General features: G+C 56.1%; 20 protein-coding genes. 10 read left to right on the top strand and 10 right to left on the bottom strand.

All coding sequences use genetic code 11. The annotated features are described in order from the left end of the window. Window positions 1-170: 170 nt before the first annotated feature. From RMR24_RS09495 to RMR24_RS09475, 5 genes are all read right to left on the bottom strand, one after another. On the bottom strand, window positions 171-908 hold the full coding sequence (locus tag RMR24_RS09495) for an amino acid ABC transporter ATP-binding protein (protein WP_310614834.1): 738 nt from the start codon (window positions 906-908) through the stop codon (window positions 171-173). A 25-nt stretch (window positions 909-933) separates the two neighbouring features. Continuing rightward, window positions 934-1,602 carry an amino acid ABC transporter permease gene (locus RMR24_RS09490; protein WP_310614833.1) on the bottom strand — a complete coding sequence of 223 codons (669 nt, stop codon included), beginning with the start codon at window positions 1,600-1,602 and terminating at the stop codon, window positions 934-936. A 2-nt stretch (window positions 1,603-1,604) separates the two neighbouring features. Further along, on the bottom strand, window positions 1,605-2,339 hold the full coding sequence (locus RMR24_RS09485; RefSeq protein WP_310614832.1) for an amino acid ABC transporter permease: 735 nt from the start codon (window positions 2,337-2,339) through the stop codon (window positions 1,605-1,607). Window positions 2,340-2,357: 18 nt separating this feature from the next. Further along, window positions 2,358-3,257, bottom strand: coding sequence for an amino acid ABC transporter substrate-binding protein (locus tag RMR24_RS09480; protein ID WP_310614831.1), 900 nt, complete (start codon window positions 3,255-3,257; stop codon window positions 2,358-2,360). A gap of 66 nt (window positions 3,258-3,323) precedes the next feature. Further along, window positions 3,324-4,619, bottom strand: a complete 1,296-nt coding sequence (locus RMR24_RS09475; RefSeq protein WP_310614830.1) for a phage integrase SAM-like domain-containing protein — start codon at window positions 4,617-4,619, stop codon at window positions 3,324-3,326. A gap of 92 nt (window positions 4,620-4,711) precedes the next feature. Between RMR24_RS09475 and RMR24_RS09470 the strand changes: the two genes are divergently transcribed. The 6 genes from RMR24_RS09470 (at window position 4,712) to RMR24_RS09445 (ending at window position 10,589) form a co-directional block, all read left to right on the top strand. Continuing rightward, complete coding sequence (locus tag RMR24_RS09470) at window positions 4,712-5,992, top strand: porin (protein ID WP_310614840.1); 1,281 nt, start codon at window positions 4,712-4,714, stop codon at window positions 5,990-5,992. Between the two features lie 123 nt (window positions 5,993-6,115). Continuing rightward, window positions 6,116-6,844, top strand: coding sequence for an ABC transporter ATP-binding protein (locus RMR24_RS09465; protein ID WP_310614829.1), 729 nt, complete (start codon window positions 6,116-6,118; stop codon window positions 6,842-6,844). A gap of 3 nt (window positions 6,845-6,847) precedes the next feature. Beyond that, window positions 6,848-7,441 (top strand): energy-coupling factor transporter transmembrane component T, encoded by a 594-nt coding sequence (locus RMR24_RS09460; RefSeq protein WP_310614828.1) that lies wholly within the window; start codon window positions 6,848-6,850, stop codon window positions 7,439-7,441. Window positions 7,442-7,463: 22 nt separating this feature from the next. Further along, window positions 7,464-8,024 (top strand): biotin transporter BioY, encoded by a 561-nt coding sequence (locus tag RMR24_RS09455; RefSeq protein ID WP_310614827.1) that lies wholly within the window; start codon window positions 7,464-7,466, stop codon window positions 8,022-8,024. After that, a complete protein-coding gene (locus RMR24_RS09450) occupies window positions 8,017-9,441 on the top strand; it encodes an AMP-binding protein (protein ID WP_310614826.1) in 1,425 nt (474 codons plus the stop codon). The genes RMR24_RS09455 and RMR24_RS09450 overlap by 8 nt, the downstream gene beginning before the upstream one ends. Continuing rightward, window positions 9,420-10,589 (top strand): thiolase family protein, encoded by a 1,170-nt coding sequence (locus RMR24_RS09445; protein WP_310614825.1) that lies wholly within the window; start codon window positions 9,420-9,422, stop codon window positions 10,587-10,589. The genes RMR24_RS09450 and RMR24_RS09445 overlap by 22 nt, the downstream gene beginning before the upstream one ends. On the opposite strand, the gene RMR24_RS09440 is transcribed toward RMR24_RS09445, so the two are convergent. Further along, window positions 10,586-11,263 carry a nitroreductase gene (locus RMR24_RS09440; protein WP_310614824.1) on the bottom strand — a complete coding sequence of 226 codons (678 nt, stop codon included), beginning with the start codon at window positions 11,261-11,263 and terminating at the stop codon, window positions 10,586-10,588. The two genes, RMR24_RS09445 and RMR24_RS09440, sit on opposite strands and share 4 nt — an antisense overlap. Window positions 11,264-11,279: 16 nt before the next feature. After that, window positions 11,280-12,062 (bottom strand): IclR family transcriptional regulator C-terminal domain-containing protein, encoded by a 783-nt coding sequence (locus RMR24_RS09435; RefSeq protein WP_310614823.1) that lies wholly within the window; start codon window positions 12,060-12,062, stop codon window positions 11,280-11,282. 135 nt (window positions 12,063-12,197) lie between these two features. Here RMR24_RS09435 and pobA point away from each other — a divergent pair, with 135 nt between their 5' ends. The 4 genes from pobA to RMR24_RS09415 all read left to right on the top strand — a co-directional run bounded on the left by pobA (window position 12,198) and on the right by RMR24_RS09415 (window position 16,428). Next, entirely contained in the window at window positions 12,198-13,382 is a 1,185-nt protein-coding gene (gene pobA, locus RMR24_RS09430; RefSeq protein ID WP_310614822.1) for a 4-hydroxybenzoate 3-monooxygenase, read from the top strand. 149 nt (window positions 13,383-13,531) lie between these two features. After that, entirely contained in the window at window positions 13,532-14,047 is a 516-nt protein-coding gene (locus RMR24_RS09425) for a TRAP transporter small permease (RefSeq protein ID WP_310614821.1), read from the top strand. After that, on the top strand, window positions 14,044-15,366 hold the full coding sequence (locus RMR24_RS09420; protein ID WP_310614820.1) for a TRAP transporter large permease: 1,323 nt from the start codon (window positions 14,044-14,046) through the stop codon (window positions 15,364-15,366). Before RMR24_RS09425 ends, RMR24_RS09420 begins: the two co-directional genes overlap by 4 nt. A gap of 24 nt (window positions 15,367-15,390) precedes the next feature. Continuing rightward, window positions 15,391-16,428, top strand: a complete 1,038-nt coding sequence (locus tag RMR24_RS09415; RefSeq protein WP_310614819.1) for a TRAP transporter substrate-binding protein — start codon at window positions 15,391-15,393, stop codon at window positions 16,426-16,428. 76 nt (window positions 16,429-16,504) lie between these two features. Here the strand turns inward: RMR24_RS09415 and RMR24_RS09410 are convergent, their stop codons facing one another. The 3 genes from RMR24_RS09410 to RMR24_RS09400 are packed head-to-tail and all read right to left on the bottom strand — an operon-like array spanning window position 16,505 to window position 19,298. Then, entirely contained in the window at window positions 16,505-17,509 is a 1,005-nt protein-coding gene (locus tag RMR24_RS09410) for an aldo/keto reductase (RefSeq protein ID WP_310614839.1), read from the bottom strand. Continuing rightward, on the bottom strand, window positions 17,506-18,393 hold the full coding sequence (locus tag RMR24_RS09405; protein WP_310614818.1) for a TIM barrel protein: 888 nt from the start codon (window positions 18,391-18,393) through the stop codon (window positions 17,506-17,508). The genes RMR24_RS09410 and RMR24_RS09405 overlap by 4 nt, the downstream gene beginning before the upstream one ends. Window positions 18,394-18,404: 11 nt before the next feature. Further along, a complete protein-coding gene (locus tag RMR24_RS09400) occupies window positions 18,405-19,298 on the bottom strand; it encodes a 4-hydroxyphenylpyruvate dioxygenase (RefSeq protein ID WP_310614817.1) in 894 nt (297 codons plus the stop codon).

Below are 19,298 nucleotides of genomic sequence, written 5' to 3'. Positions count from 1 at the left end.
CCCCCCCCCCCCCCCCCCCCCCTCTTTTTCTTTCTCGTGTCTTTGGGCTTCTCCTCTTCTTCCCCGCGGGGGGGGCGGGGGGGGGGCGCCCCTCACTCCCCGCCCCCCCCCCCCCCCCCCCCCCCCCCCCCCCCCCCCCCCCGCAACCCTCTCCGGAGGGAAAACAGAAATCAGTGCGCCAAGATCTTGTTCAAGAACTCTTTGGTGCGTGGCTGACGGTTTTCGGGGTGGTTGAAGAACTCGTCTTTCGAGCAATCCTCCAACACCTTGCCCCCCACATCCATGAAGATCACGCGACTGCCCACTTTGCGCGCAAAGCCCATTTCGTGGGTCACGCACATCATGGTCATGCCCTCGTTGGCCAAGTCGACCATCACGTCCAACACCTCGCCCACCATCTCGGGGTCGAGGGCTGAAGTGGGTTCATCAAACAACATCACGATCGGGTCCATGCTCAAAGCTCGGGCAATGGCCACGCGTTGTTGCTGGCCACCTGAGAGTTGGCCTGGGAACTTGTCTTTGTGTGCCATCAGGCCCACGCGCTCTAGGTATTTCAAGCCGTGCGCATGCGCTTCGTCTTCGCTGCGGCCCAACACCCTTTGCTGGGCGATGGTCAAGTTTTCGGTCACCGACAAATGGGGAAACAACTCGAAGTGCTGGAACACCATGCCCACGCGGCTGCGCAGTTTGGGCAGGTTGGTGTCTTTGCCGTGCACGGCGATGCCGTCTACAAAAATCTCGCCCTCTTGGAAAGGCTCCAAGGCGTTGATGGTTTTGATGAGGGTGGATTTACCTGAGCCCGATGGACCGCAGACCACCACCACTTCGCCTTTTTCAATTTTGGTCGAGCACTGGTTCAACACCTGAACGGGGCCGTACCACTTGGAAACATTTTTTAATTCAATCACGATGAACTCCAGCGCAACTTAAGGCTTAGCGAATGATGGCAATGCGCGCTTGCAAGCGACGCACGAGGGCCGAGAGGCCAAAACAAATCACGAAATAGACCAAGGCGGCCAAGATGTACACCTCTTCCACACGGCCATAAATCTTGCCAGCCGTCACAAAACCCTTGAGCAAGTCATACGCACCAATGGCGTACACCAACGAGGTGTCTTGAAACAAGATGATGGTTTGCGTGAGCAACACCGGAATCATGTTGCGAAAGGCTTGCGGCAACACGATCAAGCGCATGTTCTGCGCGTAGCTCATGCCCAAAGCCTGACCCGCCATGACCTGACCACGCGGAATGGACTGAATACCCGCACGCATGATCTCGCTGAAATACGCCGCCTCAAAAGCCACAAAGGTGATGGTGGCTGACAGCTCAGCGCCAATGGAGCGGCCAATCAAAAACGGGATCAGCAAGAAGAACCACAAAATCACCATCACCAAGGGGATGGATCGCATGCCATTCACATAAATGACGGCGGGCAGTTCTAAGACCTTGTTACCCGATAAGCGCATGAGCGCGAGGATGGTGCCAAACACAATGCCGCCAACGGTGGCAACGATGGTCAGCTCAATGCTGAACAACATGCCCTTCAACACAAACTTGTTGAAGATGTCCCATTCGATAAAAGAAAAATCGAGTGCGCTCATGTTCAGTGTCCCCCGCCCACATTGCCCGCAACCACGAGGCCAGGGATTTGCATGCGAAGCTCAATGAGAGCCATCACACGGTTCACTGCAAAAGCAGACACGGTGTACAGCGCCGTCACGGCCAAGTACACCTCAATGCCGCGCGAGGTTTCTTCTTGCACTTGCATGGCGTACATGGTGAGTTCGGCAATCGACACCGCAAAAGCCACCGAAGAGTTTTTAAGCAAGTTCATCGACTCGCTGGTCAGCGGCGGCCAAATGGTGCGAAACGCAATGGGCAACAGCACATAGCGATACGTTTGCCAAGTGGTAAAGCCCATGGCCATAGCCGCATAACGCTGGCCGCGTGGCATGGCTTGAATACCGGCGCGCAGCATCTCGGCAATGCGTGAGGAGGTGAAGAATCCTAAGCCCAGCACCACCAACACAAACCCCGGTACTTGTTGCATGGCCGGAAAGATCTTGGGCAACACAAAGTACCAGAGAAAAATTTGGACCAACACGGGAATGTTGCGAAACAGCTCCACCCACACGTTGGCGAATCGAGTCAACCACACGTTCAAACGCGTGTCTTGTGGCAAGGTGCGCAGAATGCCAATCAGGCACCCCGACGCAACTGCCACCACCCAGGCACTGCCCGCTACAGAAAGCGTCCAGCCCCAGGCTTCAAACATCCACTCGAGGTAGGTTCTTCCCCCGCCATCGTCTTGAAGAAAAACCTGCCAATCGAGTGTCATGTTGTGCGTTTTCCGGAATTACTTCTTGGCGTAAGCTTCGACAGGCTTGTCGTTCAAGTTTTTCCAAGCGTCCTTGTTGGCATCGCTGGCAGGCATGCCGAGCTTGATGTTCTTTGGAGGAATCGCTTGTGTGAACCACTTGTCGTACAGCTTGGCGAGTTCGCCAGACTTGGCCAAACCAGCGATGGTGTCGTCAGCCAATTTCTTGAACGCAGGGTCGTCCTTGCGGAACATGATGGCGATGGGTTCAACGTTCAACACTTCGCCCACGATTTTGAAATCGGCAGGGGCTTTGGAGTTAGCGATATTGCCAGCCAAGATTTGGCCGTCCATCACGAACGCATCAGCGCGGCCAGACTCGAGCAACAAGAAGCTGTCTGCGTGGTCTTTACCGAACACTTCTTTGAAATCAACACCGGTGGCGCGTTCGTTCTTGCGCAACAGTTGCACCGACGTGGTGCCCGTTGTGGTGGCCACGTTCTTGCCGTTCAACTGACCGATGGACGTGATGCCTGAGTTGGCACGCACAGCGATGCGCACTTCTTCCACATACGTGGTGAACGCGAAAGCCACTTGCTTTTGACGGGCTTCGTTGTTGGTGGTCGAGCCGCACTCGATGTCCACGGTGCCGTTCTCAGTCAAAGGAATGCGGTTTTGCGAAGTCACTGGGGTGTACTTCACTTCCAACTTCTTGCCTGCAGCCTTCTCGAGGTTGGCAATGATGCGTTGGCAAATCTCCACGTGGTAGCCCACATACTTGCCGTCACCCAAGGTGTAAGACAAAGCGCCTGAAGAATCGCGCACACCCATGGTGATTGAGCCTGCGGCTTTGACTTTGGCGATGGTGTCATTGGCTTGTGCAAAGGCGGTGCCAGCCAACAGGGTGGCCACGGCCAAGGTAACGAACTGCTTTTTCATGTGAAGCTCCAGTTGAGGTTGAAGGAAGTCAAAATTTGCATTCTAGAGACAACTTGACTCGGGATATTACTTACCTCTCTTACCGTGCAATAAGGCGATGTTCATCTCGGCAGAGAGCGTGCTGGCATAAAACTTTTCAATCATCTCAACAGACGTGCGTGCATTTCTTGCAAGGGTTAGCAAGTCAATATTTCCACCAAAAATCAACCTAAATGTGATGGCGGTGTGCCGCAAACTGTACAAAGAGCGCATCACACCATGAGGCCCACGCTTGATGCCAAGGTCGATGAGGATCCAATTGAACAGCCAGCCCACGATGTCCAGCATCCGTCGTCGATTTTTCTCTTCAGGGAAAAAGACGTAGTCATCAGGACGGCCAAAACCCTTTTGCTTTTGAACCTTGAGCAGTTGTTCATAGATGCGAACTGCTGGAGGCAGACTGACGATGGGCGCCTTGTGACGCTTGACTTCGGGCAACGTGAGCCGCAGGTAATTGAATCGGCCCTTGATGATTTCAATGTGTTTGTGCTGCAGCTGACGCACATCACCTGGGCGCACAAAGGTGTAGACCATGAAACGAATCAATCCATTCATTTCAGGAGGCATGGTGTGATACGCCTCATTGATCCAAGCACGCTTGCCGAGCCCCCAATGGTTGTAGAGCGATCTTGTCAGCTCTTTTGACTTCTGCAAAATCAGTTTGTACTCTGTGACTGTGAATGCGCCGCGAGAGTTAAGTTGCAATTTGACTTGCGGGAAAAGCGGCATCTGCTGGATCACCCCGCGCACAAACATCAAACGAAGCAGCTTTCGCAGGTGCGCCAAGTAGCCCAGAATGGTTGAACCGGTCAAAGCCTTCTGAGTTAAAAAATCAACAAAGTGCTCAACCGTTTTGCTGTCAATTGACTTCAACTGCTTGGACTTTAGGAAATCAAAAATCAATCCTTCAAGCCTAATTTTTGTCATGACCCAAGATTCTTTTTTGATTTCATCTCGCATCACGCGCTCTGACTCGCGCTGCAACACCTCCCCAATCAAGTCGTGCAAAAGATGTTGGCGATTGACCAAGTCCTGCGTTATGTCAGGCGCTGCGGATTCGCCCACACGTCCTTGCCTCACAAGTTGCTCGTAAAAGACCGTTGCAAACAACAAGGCCTCATTCACATCGGTCGTCTTGAGACTTTTACTGATGTATCGACCATAGCTAAATATTCGAACCTGCCAATATTTGCTGCCTGCGATCCTGAATATTTTTAACTTCTCAGGCAAGCCCTCCACTTGCATAAAGCTTGATTTGATGGGGGAATTTCGTGCCCGTGGAACGAAAAAGAAGTCATCGTTTGCTGAACCATGGGGATACATTTTTTCCGTTTCGTTGCGTCAATGAACATTTCATAGTTCATAACTCTTCAGAGTTGTGAACACATTGACGCTATTGAAGCAAATTAACGCTCATCAAAAGAAGCAGGGCAATAACCCTCGTTGCTATCGCAGCACTCGCCGCTACTGGCGCTTTTGCACAATCTTCTGTCACTATGTCTGGTTACTTTGACCGTGGCTACACAGTGACTGACAACACCAACAACCTTCGTGATGCCAAAGCATTCTCGTCTAGCGCCGGTACAACTACTGTCACCATTCGTGGCACAGAAGACCTCGGTGGCGGCTTGAAGGCTAACTTCTTCGTAGGTACCGACTGGGCTGAGGCCGCTGGTCAAACACAGGACGGTACTGCTCCTACCCTGGGCGTGGGTGGTTTCGGCAACGCACAGTCTTACATTGATCTCTCCGACGCTAACCTGGGTACCTTGCGTTTTGGTAACCCTAACAGCGAAGTTCTCACTGCTGTGACCAGCGTGGCATCGCCAGCGTTCTCCACAGGTGTTGGCAGCGCATACAGCACTAACTTCTCCATTCACAACGGTTTTGGTACAGGCGCTACTGGTAGCAACAACGTTTTCGCTAACTCCGTGATTGGTACTGGTGATGCTGCTATTGCCACCAACGCTGGTCAGCGTCAGATCCGTCAAGGCAACACCATCAAGTTGATCTCGCCAACATACAGTGGTTTCGGTGCAACATATGCAAAGGTAATGAAGAATGCACCTGCTGGAGCGGCAACTACATCCTCCATCACCAACAACCAAGGAACCACTGACGTTGTTGGTGTGGATGAGTACTCTTTCAGCTACGCTCAAGGTCCTTTGTCTGCTGTGTACGCAACGACCAAAGTTTCGGTTGGTGCGAACGGCAGCGGTTTGTTGGCAAACAACTCCACGAGTAACGGTTCGCAACTGTCTGCAAACAGCTCAACAACCATGTCAATCTTGGGCGCTTCTTACCAAGTGTTGCCAGTATTGAAACTGCATGCTGGTGTTGGTCGTTCTTCCAACAAGAATCAAACAGCGATTGCGCCTATTGATGCAGCGGGTACTGCAACCGCCGCTGGCAAGTCAAGTGGCACCGGCACCGTGGCTTTCACCAGCAGCAGCCAATTTGGCGTTACCTACAATTTGACTCCAACAATCGACTTGATGGCTCAAATGGTTAAAGTCGATGACAAGTCCACCACCAACACCGATCGCAAGTTGACTGGTTTGGGCGCTGACTACAAATTCAGCAAGACAACACGTGCTTATGTGCGTTACGACAGCATCAACTACGCAAGCAACTTGGCTGCCTCCACTGGTACTGAGCAGAAGCGTACTGCCTTCGGTATCAGCACATCTTTCTAATCCCCCCGCTGGCTTAGCCAGTTAAGGATTTACAAAGTCTAAAACCCCATCACGTGCAAGCGTGGTGGGGTTTTTTCATGCCAGAGCACTGCGTCGATAATCTAGTTTTTTAAACGTGTTGGCATGCAAGCAGATTTCAATTCATCGACAACACCCAGACCCGCGAACGGCATGGCTCTGAAAGACGTGACCTTGCAGCGCGGTCGCACCCGGGTGTTTGAGGCGCTCAATCTGCAACTCTTCGAGCAGCGCATTGGTCTGATCGGCGACAACGGTGCTGGCAAAAGCAGTTTGTTTCGTTTGCTCTGCGGGCTAGACCAGCCGCAATCGGGGCACGTGCATGTGCCTGAGCTAGAAGCTGACGGTACAGCACCCTTCGTCGGCATGATGTTTCAAAACTCCGACGAGCAAATCATTTTCCCCACGGTGGAAGAAGAGCTGGCCTTGAGTCTGCGCCACCTGCGTTGGTCACGCGCCCAGGCGCAAGCCCACGTGCGCACGTGGTTGGCCGCACGCGGTTTGGCCGACTGGGCACCCCGTGCCATTGGCAGCTTGAGCCAAGGGCAGCGCCAGCATGTGTGTTGGTTGGCTTTGCTGATTGGCGGGCACCAAACATTGTTGTTGGACGAACCTTTTTCTAGCCTCGACCTACCCGGGCAAGCTTTGCTGCGCCAAGAAATTTCGGTTGCACCCCAGCAAATCATTGTTTCCACCCATGTGCTAGACCACGTGCGCCACTTTGAGCGCGTCATTTGGCTAGACAAGGGCCGCGTGCGTGCCGATGGTCTAGGTGCCGAGGTGTGCGCCCAATACGAAGCCGACGTCGCAGAACGCGCCACACTAGTCAGCTAAGCCATGGGCAGTCTTTACAGCGACCACCCCACTTGGCTGCACGGCATACCCGCTGGCGTGAAGTTGGCGTTTTTAGCGCTGCTGGGCACCGGTGTGTTTTTCACCCATGAGCTCTCGGTGTTGCTGGGCAGTGCAGCGGGTTGCGTGTTGATGTTTGCGTCGCTAGGAAAAGCCACAGCTCGCGCCAAACCCTTGCTGATGGGTTTGGTTGTTGCCAGCGTGTTGATGGGGGTGTTTCACCTTTACATGCAGCAACCCATGGTGGGGGCGGTCAGCGTGCTGCGCTTGCTGTGCACCACTTTGATGGGTATTGCGCTCACACTCACCACACGCTACACCGACTTGCTAGGTGTGTTGGAGTGGCTGCTTGCGCCTTTGCGTTTCTTGGGCATTCAGCCCGAACGCTTGTCGTTGCAAGTGGCTTTGATGCTGCGCTTTACCGAGCATTTCTTCATTGTTTGGCATCGCTTGGACGATGCGCATCGCCTGCGCACAGGCAAGGCGGGTGGTTTTAAAATATTGGCTCCGCTTACCCTTCACATGCTCATCGCCGCGCGACGCGTGGCCGACACACTGCATGTGCGCTATCGCCGCTGAAACGGCTGCACCACTTTTTCTCATGAACACTTCTTCGTTGTCGATTGCTTTGGTTTCTTTGTTTGCAGCACTCATTGCTGTGTTTGGTTTGATCCCCAAAATTGATTTGCCACTGGGCGTGCCCATCACCTTGCAAACCTTGGGCGTCATGTTGGCGGGCTGCATGTTGGGCCCCAAGCGTGCGCTTCAAGCCTTGGTGTTGTTCTTGGCTGCCGTAGCCATTGGCCTGCCTTTGTTGTCGGGTGGTCGTGGTGGTGTGGGCGTGTTCTTTTCGCCTGCCAGTGGCTACCTCATTGGCTGGCCTGTGGGTGCATTCGTGACCGGCATGGTCATGCACATGTTGCCTCGCGCCACGCCTCGCGCTGCAGCCATCAGCGCGTTTATCGCGTCTGCTGTGGGCGGCTTGTTGGTGGTGCACGTGTTTGGCGTGGTGGGTTTGGTCAACATTGCCAACCTGTCGTGGGAACAAGCCATCATGGGCACCTTGGTGTTTGTGCCGGGCGACTTGATCAAGTGCCTCTTGTGCGCCACCGTGGTTCACACCGTGGCCCGTGGCTTGCCTGATTGGCGCTTTGGTGGCTAACAGCTTGGTTCATGCGCCGCTCGCACATTGGGCTCAAACCCGTGCGCAGGTGGTGGCCATGGACGATGGGCACACCCAGCTCACCTTTGCCCAACTGCACACCGCCGTGGTGCAGCACGCAGACGCACTGACCCAGCAAAACGCACCCGCTACCGTGTTTGTGGATGACCAGCTTGGCATCCTTGCGCAAATGGTGGCCTTCATGGGCATCATCCACAGCGGCCGATGCGCCGCCGTCAGCGACCCCGATTGGCCCAGCGCCGTGCGCGACAGCGTGAAGCGCGAACTGGGCGCAGCGTTAACTGAGCCCTGCATCACGCAAACACCAACCCCCACCAGCCCTTTCTACATTGGCTTCACCTCGGGCAGCACGGGCATGCCCAAAGGCTTTCGCCGTCACCACCAATCGTGGACCGAAAGCCTGCGCGTTTGCCTAGACACCTTTGGCCCAAACGCGGCCAGCTGCGTGTTGGCCCCTGGGCGCTTTTCGCATTCCTTGTTTTTGTTTGGCATGGTGCTGGGCTTGTGGAGTGGCGCAGGTGTGGTGGTGCAAGAACGTTTTTCTGCCACCCGCATGATGGACACCTTGCGCTCAGGCCGCACGCCTTGCTTGGTGGCCGTGCCCAGTCAATTGCTGTTGATGTTGAAGCTGGCTGCGCGTCGACAGCTGGCCCCCATAGCCGGTGTGCGTTTGATTTTGATCAGCGGCGCACGCTGGATGCGCGACCGCACCGAGGCACTGCAAGCCCTGTTTCCCAATGCCCGCATTGTTGAGTTTTATGGTGCATCCGAAACCAGCTTCATGGCGTGGATGGATGCCGATGCCAGCGCACCACCGCAAGCGGTGGGCAAACCTTTTTCGAATGTCGACATCGACATTCGTCACCCGCAGCCACCGCTGGGCACAGGCCAAATTTTTGTGCGCAGCCCCATGCTGTTTACCGACTACGTGGGTGCCGCCCATGACCACACCGCCGCTGTGCGCGATGGCGACTGGCTGTCGGTGCGCGACATGGGCTATCTAGATGCGCAGGGTTATGTGTGTCTTGTCGGGCGCGAAAACCGCATGGTGGTCACGCAGGGCAAAAACTTGTTTCCCGAAGAGGTGGAGGCTGTTTTGTTGTCATGCCCCGGGGTGGCTCATGCCTCTGTGCTGGGCTTGCCCGATGCCATTCGCGGGCAGCAAGTCGCGGCCATCGTCTGCACCTCAAACGACGCTGCCAATGTGTCTGCCCAAACGCTGACACACCTGTGCCGCGAACAGCTAGAAAGCTACAAAGTACCCAAGCGGTTTTTCATCGCCACCGACTGGCCCATGACGGCCAGCGGCAAAACCGATCACCCCGCCTTGGCCAAGCAACTGCAGCAACGCTTGCAAGACGAGAAAGTCCCTTCATGTCTACGCCCACTCCTTTGATCGCCGCTTGGGCGCGCAGCGCGGTGGTGCCCCGTGGTGGCGCATTCAAAGCGCTGCATGCGCACGACATTGCAGCGCCTGTGGTGCAGGCGCTGCTTCAACGCGCAGGCCTAGCAGCCGCACACGTCAACGCCATCGTGGTGGGCAACGCACTAGGCGCAGGCGGCAACCCCGCCCGCATGTTGTCGCTGCATGCAGGCCTGCCCCAAACCTGCGCGGCCTACACCGTTGACACCCAATGCTGCGCGGGCCTCGATGCCGTCAGCATGGGCATAGGCCTGATTGCATCTGGACAAGCCGACGTGGTGATTGCAGGCGGCGTCGAAGCCTGGAGCCGCGCCCCCCTTCGCATGCACCGCCCCTTGCACGCCAGCGATGAAGCGGTGGCCTACGAACGCCCCGCGTTTGCCCCCACTGCCGCACAAGACCCCGACATGCTGCTGTCTGCTGCCCGCTTCGCGGCACAGCACGGCTACACGCGTGCGCAACAAGAAGCCTATGCGCTGCACAGCCACCAAAGCGCAGTGGCCAACCAAGCCCACTTAGCCGCAGAAATTGTGGCCGTGGCAGGCGTGACACACGACGCCTACCCACGCGTGATCGACGCTGCGCGTGCCCAACGCATGCCTGTGGTGGCACGTTCAGATGAGCTAGCCACGCAAAACGCGGATGCCTTTGCGCTGAGTGCACTCACCATTTCAGCGCAGGCGGATGGTGCGGCGTTTGTCTTGCTGGTCGCACCCACTGCTGCCGCGCGACTGGGCATCCAAGCCAAGGCAAAGTCTGTGGCCACAGCTTCAGTGGGCAGTGCACCCGAATTCCCCTTGCTAGCCGCTGAGCTAGCGGCACGCGAGGCCTTGAAGCGTTCGGGCTGGGCCAATGCAGACGCGATGCAATATGTCCAACTGCACGACGCATTTGCTGTGCAAGGTTTGAGCTTTGCTGAAGGTCTGTCGATTGCACCAGAAAGCCTGAACGCGCTGGGCGGCGGCATTGCACGTGGTCATCCAATTGGCGCCTCTGCGGCCATTGCTTTGGTGCGACTCTTGACAGATTTAGAACGCAATGGCAAACGCGGCGCACAAGGCTTGGTCGCTGTGGCTGGGGCTGGCGGGCTAGGGGCTGCCGCCGTGGTGGCTAAGCTTTAGCCCACCACCTTGAAATACTCATCCAAAGCGCAACGCGAGGTTTGCGTTTGGTTCACAGGGGCATTGGGGTCGGCATAACCCAAAGCGATGCCACACACGATGTGTGACGACGCATCCATCGCCAAGTGCTGACGAATTAAATTGGGATACGACGCTAATGCGCCAATGGCGCAGGTGGCCAAGCCTTGGGCTTGAGCCGCCAACATCAGGCCATACAAGGTCATGCCCAAGTCCATGTAGCAGCCACTGCCCATGTCGTGCGGCATGGTCACGATCAGCGCCACGGGGGCATCAAAGAAACGGAAATTGCGTTCAAACTGCGCGTTGCGCCCTGCACGGTCGTCACGTGCCACACCCAGGGCGCCATACAAAGCTTGTGCCGCAGCCACCTGACGGCGACGCAGCGTGTGGGACATGGGAGTGGGGAAGTAGCTGTAGTCTTCTGCCTCTTCGCGGCCATGGCGCCATGCGTCTATCAGATCGGTGCTGAGAGTCTCACGCACCACACCACGCACTTGCACAAACGCACCCGGCTGCAAGTTGGCACCACTGGGGGCCAAGCGAGCCTGCACCAGCACCTCATGCAAAACAGCCACTGAAACAGATGTTGGCAAGTAAGCACGCACAGAGCGGCGATCGGTCACAAGTTGGGAAAAAGATGGAGCAGCGTTCACGTTGGAAATTATCAATTCAAATCAAGGGCCGCAGTGCTTGCGCCGTTTGCTGCAACAGCGGCAACCAGCGTGTTGCCAAATCGGGTGCGTGAGGCCCCGCGCCAGAGCGCACAAGGTTGAGTGCCGCGATCGTGTCACCACGCGCGTTGCGCAGCGGCACAGCCAAGGCGTCAACCCCCAGCTCGTGTTCTTGCGTGGCTATGCAATAGTCTTGTTTGGCGATCTGTTTGAGCTTTTGCTTCAAGTCTTTGGTCAGCGTGGCGGTGTGGGCGGTGAGGCGGCTCAAAGGGTTGGCCTCTAGCCACGCTTTCATTTGTGCAGGTGCCAAGTTGGCCAGCAAGACTTGGCCTGTGGATGTGGCGTGGGCTGGTAGGCGCGTGCCTACGTGCAGGCCATAGGCCAACACACGGTGGCTGGCTTTGGTGGGTAAATCAGGCCCCTGCCAAATGCCGCGTGCCACGATGATGACCGCGTCGTTTTGCAACACCGCCACCGAACACGACAACTGCGTGGCCAAGCTCAATTGGTGCAAGGTGGGTTGCACGGCGCGTGGCAAACGCGCACTCGACAAGTAGCTGCCCGCAAAGCCCAGCACCTTGGCTGAGAGCCAAAAGTATTGGCCATCGGTTTCTAAATAGCCCAGCTCCGTCAAGGTCAACAAGTGCCGACGTGCAGCCGCACGCGTCAGCCCTGTGCGCTGCGCGGTTAGGGTGGCGTTGAGGCGTTGACGCTCGGTGTCAAAGCTCTCCAGCACGGCCATGCCACGGGCCATGCCTTCGATCCAATCAGATTTGTTCATAGGTTTTAGGCGAATTTAGGTTGCACGATCATCGTGCAAGTATTCTATTCACCGTGCAGCTTTGCATTTTGAACTTTGCGATAGATCAAATGCACCATTAATCTCAGTGCACTTTTAAATACAAGGAACAGAGACATGCGTACACAAGTGGTGATTGTGGGTGCCGGCCCTTCGGGTTTGTTGTTGGGTCAGCTGCTGCACAAGGCAGGTGTAGATGCCGTGATCGTGGAGCGCCAAAGCCCCGACTATGTGCTGAGCCGCATTCGCGCAGGGGTGCTAGAGCAAGTCACCTTGGACGTGTTGGCGCAAGCAGGCGTGGACCAACGCATGAACAAAGAGGGTTTGGTGCATACGGGCTTTGACTTGTTGTTCAAAGGCGAGCGCCACCGCATTGACTTGGAAGGTCTGACCGGCGGTAAAAAAGTGATGGTCTATGGCCAGACCGAAGTCACGCGCGACTTGATGGATGCACGCCAAGCCGCTGGCCTGACCACGATTTACGAAGCCGACGATGTGCAGATTCACGGCTTTGACAGCGACAAGCCCAGCGTGAGCTTTAGCAAAGACGGCAAAAGCCACAGCATTGCGTGCGACTTCATTGCAGGCTGCGATGGTTTTCATGGCGTCTGCCGTGCCAGCGTGCCCAAACAGTCGATCAAAGAGTTCGAAAAGGTGTACCCCTTCGGCTGGTTGGGTGTGTTGTCCGACACACCACCTGTGCACGAAGAGCTGATTTACGCCAACAGCACACGTGGCTTTGCGCTGTGCTCGCAGCGCAGCCACACGCGCAGCCGCTATTACTTGCAAGTCCCGCTGACCGACAAAGTTGAGCAATGGAGCGATGACGCCTTTTGGGCCGAGTTGCGTAACCGCCTAGATCCAGAAGCCCGCGAGAACTTGGTCACAGGCCCCAGCATCGAGAAAAGCATTGCCCCGTTGCGCAGCTTTGTGACCGAGCCCATGCGCTTTGGCACTTTGTTCTTGGCAGGTGACGCCGCACACATCGTGCCGCCCACCGGCGCGAAGGGCTTGAACTTGGCCGCCACCGATGTGAAGTATTTGTCGGATGCGCTGATCGAGGCGTGTGTTGAAAAGTCGCACGCAGGCATTGATCATTACTCCACCCGTTGCTTGGCTCGCATTTGGCGCGCTGAGCGCTTTTCTTGGTGGTTCACCAGCTTGATGCACAACTTTCCGGATCAAGGCGAGATTGGCCAGAAGTTCCAAGAGGCTGAGCTGGACTACCTCATCCATAGTGAGGCGGGTTCTCGCACCATGGCCGAAAATTACGTGGGCTTGCCACTGAACTTTGGCGAGTAACGACCATCACCCTTGACTTACGTTCGTTATTTCTTTCAAGAAGGTATGACGAAATTGCATATCTGCTAGATTCTCTTTGTTCGACGTGACACCCAATACGTCGAGAAAATTGAATCAACTAAATCACAAGCCCCCAAAGAGGAGACTTCATGAGTCAAAACATCACGCCTACCCATGGCGTCGACCGTGTCTTGCAACGCCTGTGCGATGCAAGCGCCACCATCGGTGGCATTGTGTTGGTGGCCATTGCGTGCGTCACCGTGGTGAGCGTGATTGGTCGCGCTTTCTTTTCGCACCCCATCTTGGGCGATGTGGAGCTGGTGCAGCTGGGCTGCGCTGTGGTGGTAGCCTCGTTTTTGCCGTACACACAGTTTCGCCAAGCCAACATCATTGTGGATTTTTTCACCACAGGCACTTCTGAGAAAACCCAAAGCAGGCTAGATGCTTTTGGCACTTTGCTCTACACACTCGTGTTGGGCTTGGTCGCTTGGCGTGTGGCCGTCGGTGGTGTGGACATCAAGGCCAACCAAGAAACCTCCATGCTGATGGCCTTGCCACTGTGGATTCCCTATATGTTGATGGTGCCAGGCTTGGTGCTGTGCGCGGTGATTGGCTTGGTTCAAACCCTGCAACACCTCGGTTTGATTGCAAAGGAAGACGTATGAGCACGATGAGTATTGGCTTAGCCATGTTTGGCGCCATGTTGGCGCTGATGGCCGTTCGCGTGCCGATTGCGATTTCTATGTTTGTGCCAGGCGCCTTGGGCTACATGGCACTGTCGGGCTGGTTGCCTTTGATGTCACACCTCAAAGGCGCGGTGTACAGCCGCGTGTCAATTTACGACTTGTCCGTGATCCCACTGTTCATGCTGATGGGCGCGTTTGCCGTGCACGGCGGCTTGTCTAAGGCTTTGTTTGACTTTGCCAATGCCTTGTTGGGTCGCTTCAAAGGCGGCATGGCCATGGCGGGTGTGCTGGCTTGTGCTGCGTTTGGATCCATCTCTGGCTCCACCGTGGCCACCACCGCCACGATTGCCCAAGTGGCTTATCCAGAGATGCGCCGCATCAACTACTCGGGCCGCCTTGCCACCGCAGCGCTGGCCACGGGTGGCACGATGGGGGTATTGCTGCCGCCGTCGGTCACGTTGATGGTCTACGCCATCTTGACCGAGCAGAACATCACCAAGATGTTCTTGGCCGCCTACATCCCCGCGTTGATCGCGGCTGTGGGCTACCTGATCGCCATTGCGGTGATCGTTCGCATCCACCCTGACCAAGCGCCTCAAGCCAAAGCAGCAACCGGCAGCGAATTGCTCTCGACCGCGTTGAATGTGTGGCCGATTGCAGCCATCTTCTTGGTGGTGTTCGGTGGCATTTACGGCGGCGTGTTTACCGCCACCGAAGGTGCGGCCATTGGCAACGTGTTGACCTTTGCCATCACCTTGCTGCGTCGCGAAATGACATTTGACAAACTGGTGGCGTCTATTCGCACCACCGCGCAGACCAGCGGCATGATCTTTTTGATCTTCATTGGTGCCGACATGATCAACGCCTCACTCGCCTTGTCACAGCTGCCTGCACAGTTGGCCGACATGGTGGGCCACTTGCAAATCTCACCGCTGGTGGTGATGGGCGGCATCATGATTTTTTACATCATCTTGGGCTGCGTGATGGACGAGATGTCCATGATTTTGTTGACCGTCCCCACCTTGTTTCCTGTCATTTTGGGCATGGACTTCTTCGGGTTGAACCCCTCTGACAAAGCCCTGTGGTTTGGTATCCTCATCCTCACCGTGTGTGAGATTGGCATGATCTTTCCGCCAGTGGGCTTGAACGTGTACATCATGAATGGTTTGGCCAAAGATGTGCCGATGGTCGAAACCTACAAAGGTGTTGTGCCCTTCCTTATCACCGACGGCATTCGTTTGGCGTTGCTGATTGCGTTCCCCGCCATCTCGTTGTGGCTGGTGCACGCGCTGACCTAAGTTTTTTTATAACCGGAGACAAAAATGAAGACTCGTTTTCTCAAAGTTGCTGCCGCTGCTGCGTTGACCGTTGCAGTGTTGAGCCCAGCAGCCATGGCCCAAGAAGTGACACTCAAAGTGCACCACTTTTTGCCCGCCTCATCATTTGCACAAACCTTGTTCATTCAACCTTGGTGCGACCGCATCGCCAAAGAGTCGAACAACAAAATGAAGTGCCAGATTTACCCATCCATGCAATTGGGTGGCTCGCCCCCTCAGTTGTTTGAACAAGCGCGCGACGGCGTGGCCGACGTGATTTGGACTTTGCCTGGCTACACGGCTGGCCGCTTCCCATCCATCGAAGTGTTTGAATTGCCCTTCATGATGCAAAGCCCAGAAGCCACCAGCAAAGCGCTGTGGGACTACGTGGATCAATACGCCAAAGCCGAGTTCAAAGACGTCAAGCCTTTGGCCTTCCACGTGCACGGTGACGGTGTGTTTCACATGACCAACAAGCCCATCCGCACAGCGGCTGACTTGAAAGGCTTGAAGCTACGCGCCCCCACGCGCACCACCAACAAGTTCATCGCTTTGTTGGGCGGCACACCCGTGAGCATGCCTGTGCCACAAGTGGGCGACGCTTTGTCTAAAGGCGTGATCGACGGTGCTGTGGTGCCTTACGAAGTGGTGCCCGCCGTGAAGATTCAAGAGTTGGTGAAATTCCACTCTGAAACCGACCCTGCTGAGCCAGCTTTCTACACCGCCACATTCGTGTTCGCGATGAACCAAGCCAAGTACGACTCACTCTCACCTGAGCTGAAGAAGGTCATCGATCACAACAGCGGTCAAGCTTTGTCGGGCATGGCCGGCAAGGCCTTCTTGCAAGCTGACGTGGAAGGCAAGAAAACCACCACCAAAAACACAGTCAACGTGATTCCAAAAGCTGAGTTGGAAAACTGGAAAAAGATTGGTCAACCTTTGACCGACGACTGGGTGGCTGACATGAACAGCAAAGGCAAAAACGGCAAACAAATGCTAGACGGTGCCAAGGCTTTGATTGCCAAGCACGCTGCTGGCAAGTAAGCCACAAAGAGACAAGCAAGAAGAAACCCTTCTTGCTCTGCGCTAAACGCCTGATGATTTTTCATCAGGCGTTTTTTTATGCGCTGAAATCTTCGGTATCCACCTCAGAGGCATTGACTGCGTTGTAGCGCGAGCCTTGGACAGTCTGCTGGTTGATGAGCGCTTCTAAGCGTTGCATCTGCTCCGATGACAGCACCACATCGACAGCAGCCATGTTGTCTTCGAGGTGGCGAATGTTTTGCGTGCCAGGAATTGGTATGAGCTTGCTGTCTTTGTGCAGCAACCAAGCCAACGCCAATTGCGCGGGCGTGCAGTCCGCTTCGCGCGCGATGGCTTGGTACGCATCAAGCAACGGCAGGTTCGCGGCATACAGGTCTGCGCCAAAACGCGGCATGGCACGGCGAATGTCGTTGGCAGCCAAAGTGCCCACATCGCGCAAATCACCACACAAGAAACCACGTGCCACAGGGCTGAAGGCCACAAAGGTGGCACCCAATTCTTCGCAAGTTTTGAGCACCGCGATTTCAGGGTTGCGTGTCCACAGCGAGTATTCGGTTTGCACGGCTGCAATCGGGTGCACCGCATGTGCTTTGCGCAACGTGGTAGCCGAGACTTCGCTCAGACCAATCTCTCGAATCTTGCCTGCGCGCACGAGGTCGCTCAGGGCGCCCACGCTGTCTTCGATGGGCACTTGTTTGTCCCAGCGGTGCAAATAGTAAAGGTCGATCACATCGGTGCCCAAACGCGACAAGCTGTCTTCACAGTTCTTGCGCAGCGTTTCGGGGCGGCCATCAATCACGCGCTTCACGCCATCGGGAAACGACACGCCTGCCATGCCCCCTTTGCTGCACAAGGTGATTTCGCTGCGGTGCGCTTTGAGCGCCTTGCCCACCAACAGCTCGTTGGTGCCAAAGCCATACAAAGCTGCCGTGTCAAACATCGTGACGCCTATGTCTAGGGCACGGTGAATGAGTGCCTCACCCACTTCGGGGGCAGGCGGTGCGCCGTAGGCGTGGCTGAGGTTCATGCAGCCTAGGCCAATGGCTGAAACGGTGTAAGGGCCGAGTTGACGTTGTTTCATAGGGGAGCGTGTGTGCGGGTCCAAGCAGGTAATGGGGCTGAGCGGTGCAGCACGTTGTCGTGCAGCCATGTGGCGCTCTTGCGCGCGCGCTCGGCCACGGTGGCCAAGGGCAATTGTTGGTAGTCGTCGTTGAACACTTCAAAGCTGTAGTCGCCACGATAGCCAATGCGGTCAAGGCGCAGCACCAAGTCGGCCAAAGCCTCGCTGTGCACGCCCTCGCCCGGGAACACACGGAAGGTGCGAGCAGTGGTCATGCGGTCTTCAAACGTGGGGGTTTCGTGCCACATGAAGTCAGACAGTTGCACCAAGAAAATTTTGTCTGGGTCGAGGTCTTCAATCGCATCCAATGGCGTGTTGGCCGCAAAGATGTGGAAGGAGTCGATGCCGATACCGAGGTTGGGGCAATCAGCGCGGCACACCACATCCCAAGACGTGGTGAACTCATTGACCGTGCGGCCCCATGACAAACCTTCGTAGGCCACTTTGATGCCCAAAGGCAAGGCCATCATGGCGAGCTTTTTCAAATCGCGGGCAATGTGGTCCAAGTCATCGGTCGCGTGGCGTGAGGTGGACGAGCACGCCAGCAACACTTTGCTGCCTGTGGCCGCGCACATCTCAAGCATCGACTTGGCGATGTCCACTTTGTAGCCATGCAAATGGCCAGACAAACCTTCAAAGTCGCGCAGCACCTGAAAGCCCGTGGGGCGCAAGCCGCTGGCCTGCACCGCGGCCACGGCTGCGGGTACACCCCCTGGATGCGTGACCAAGTCACGCGCCATGAGCATGACTTGTGAAAAGCCAGCCTCTTTCATCGCCGACAGCTTGGCTTCTAAAGAGCCCGCCATCGTGATGGTGTCCATACCGAAACCATCGAGCAAGTTCATGGCGTGCTCCTTCATTGGTCTTTGTGAACCAGCTCAAACGACACCGAGCCCAAGGCACTGCGTGTGAGCGCACCTCGGTCTTCTGGGTGCAACTGGGTGGACTCGACAAACGCCACGCCACGGGCTTTGAGTGCGGTCACTGCCGCGCCCACATCGACCGCGCCCAAACCAATGCGTTGCAAGCACTCGGGCGATTCATCGGTGTCCATCCATGGATCGGGCTCGATGAGTTGCCACAAGAAGTTACCGCAAGGGCTCTTCATCAACTTGCCTTTGGGCAAGATGCCAAAGCGCTGTTCGTCGGGCACAAAGCTGAAATCAAACATGTGTTCAAAGTAAGCCAACCAGTCCGCACTGCGGCCTGCACCGATGTACTGAACCACACCAAAGTAGCTCATGCCAGCCGTGGCTTCTGGGTGTTGGTCGACGGTGGGAATGGGTTTGAAGTCGATGTCGTAAATCGAGAACTCTTGCCAGCGATCCACAAAGTAAAAACGGCTGCCGCCTGGGCCATGAATGGCGGGGATGTGCAGCTCCATCGCTTGCGCTTGGCTGGTCACATTCCATGCGCCCAACTCCATGCAGCGGGTGTGCGCTTGCAGCGCGTCGCGCACGCGAAAGGCCACCGCAGAGATCACAGGCTGACCATCGGTGGTGGCGCTCACACGGGCGTCATCGGGGCTGGCGTTGACGATCAAGTTCATGCCGCCTTGGCGGTACAAGGTGACCTCACGCGAGCGGTGGCGAGCCACGGGACGAAAGCCCATGTTCTCTAACACTTGGCCCAGCGCCTGAGGGCGACTGGTGGCGTATTCGATGAACTCAATGCCAGCCAAGCCCAAACGGTTGGGGCTCTCGGGCACGGACTCGCGGTGTGAATCACGGTGAGTAGTTGGCAAGGTCAT

This window comes from Limnohabitans sp. (genome assembly GCF_031539105.1).
Lineage (GTDB): Bacteria > Pseudomonadota > Gammaproteobacteria > Burkholderiales > Burkholderiaceae_C > Limnohabitans.
The sequence above is the reverse complement of the archived record's forward strand: the minus strand, read 5'-3'. Positions and strand labels throughout refer to the sequence as shown.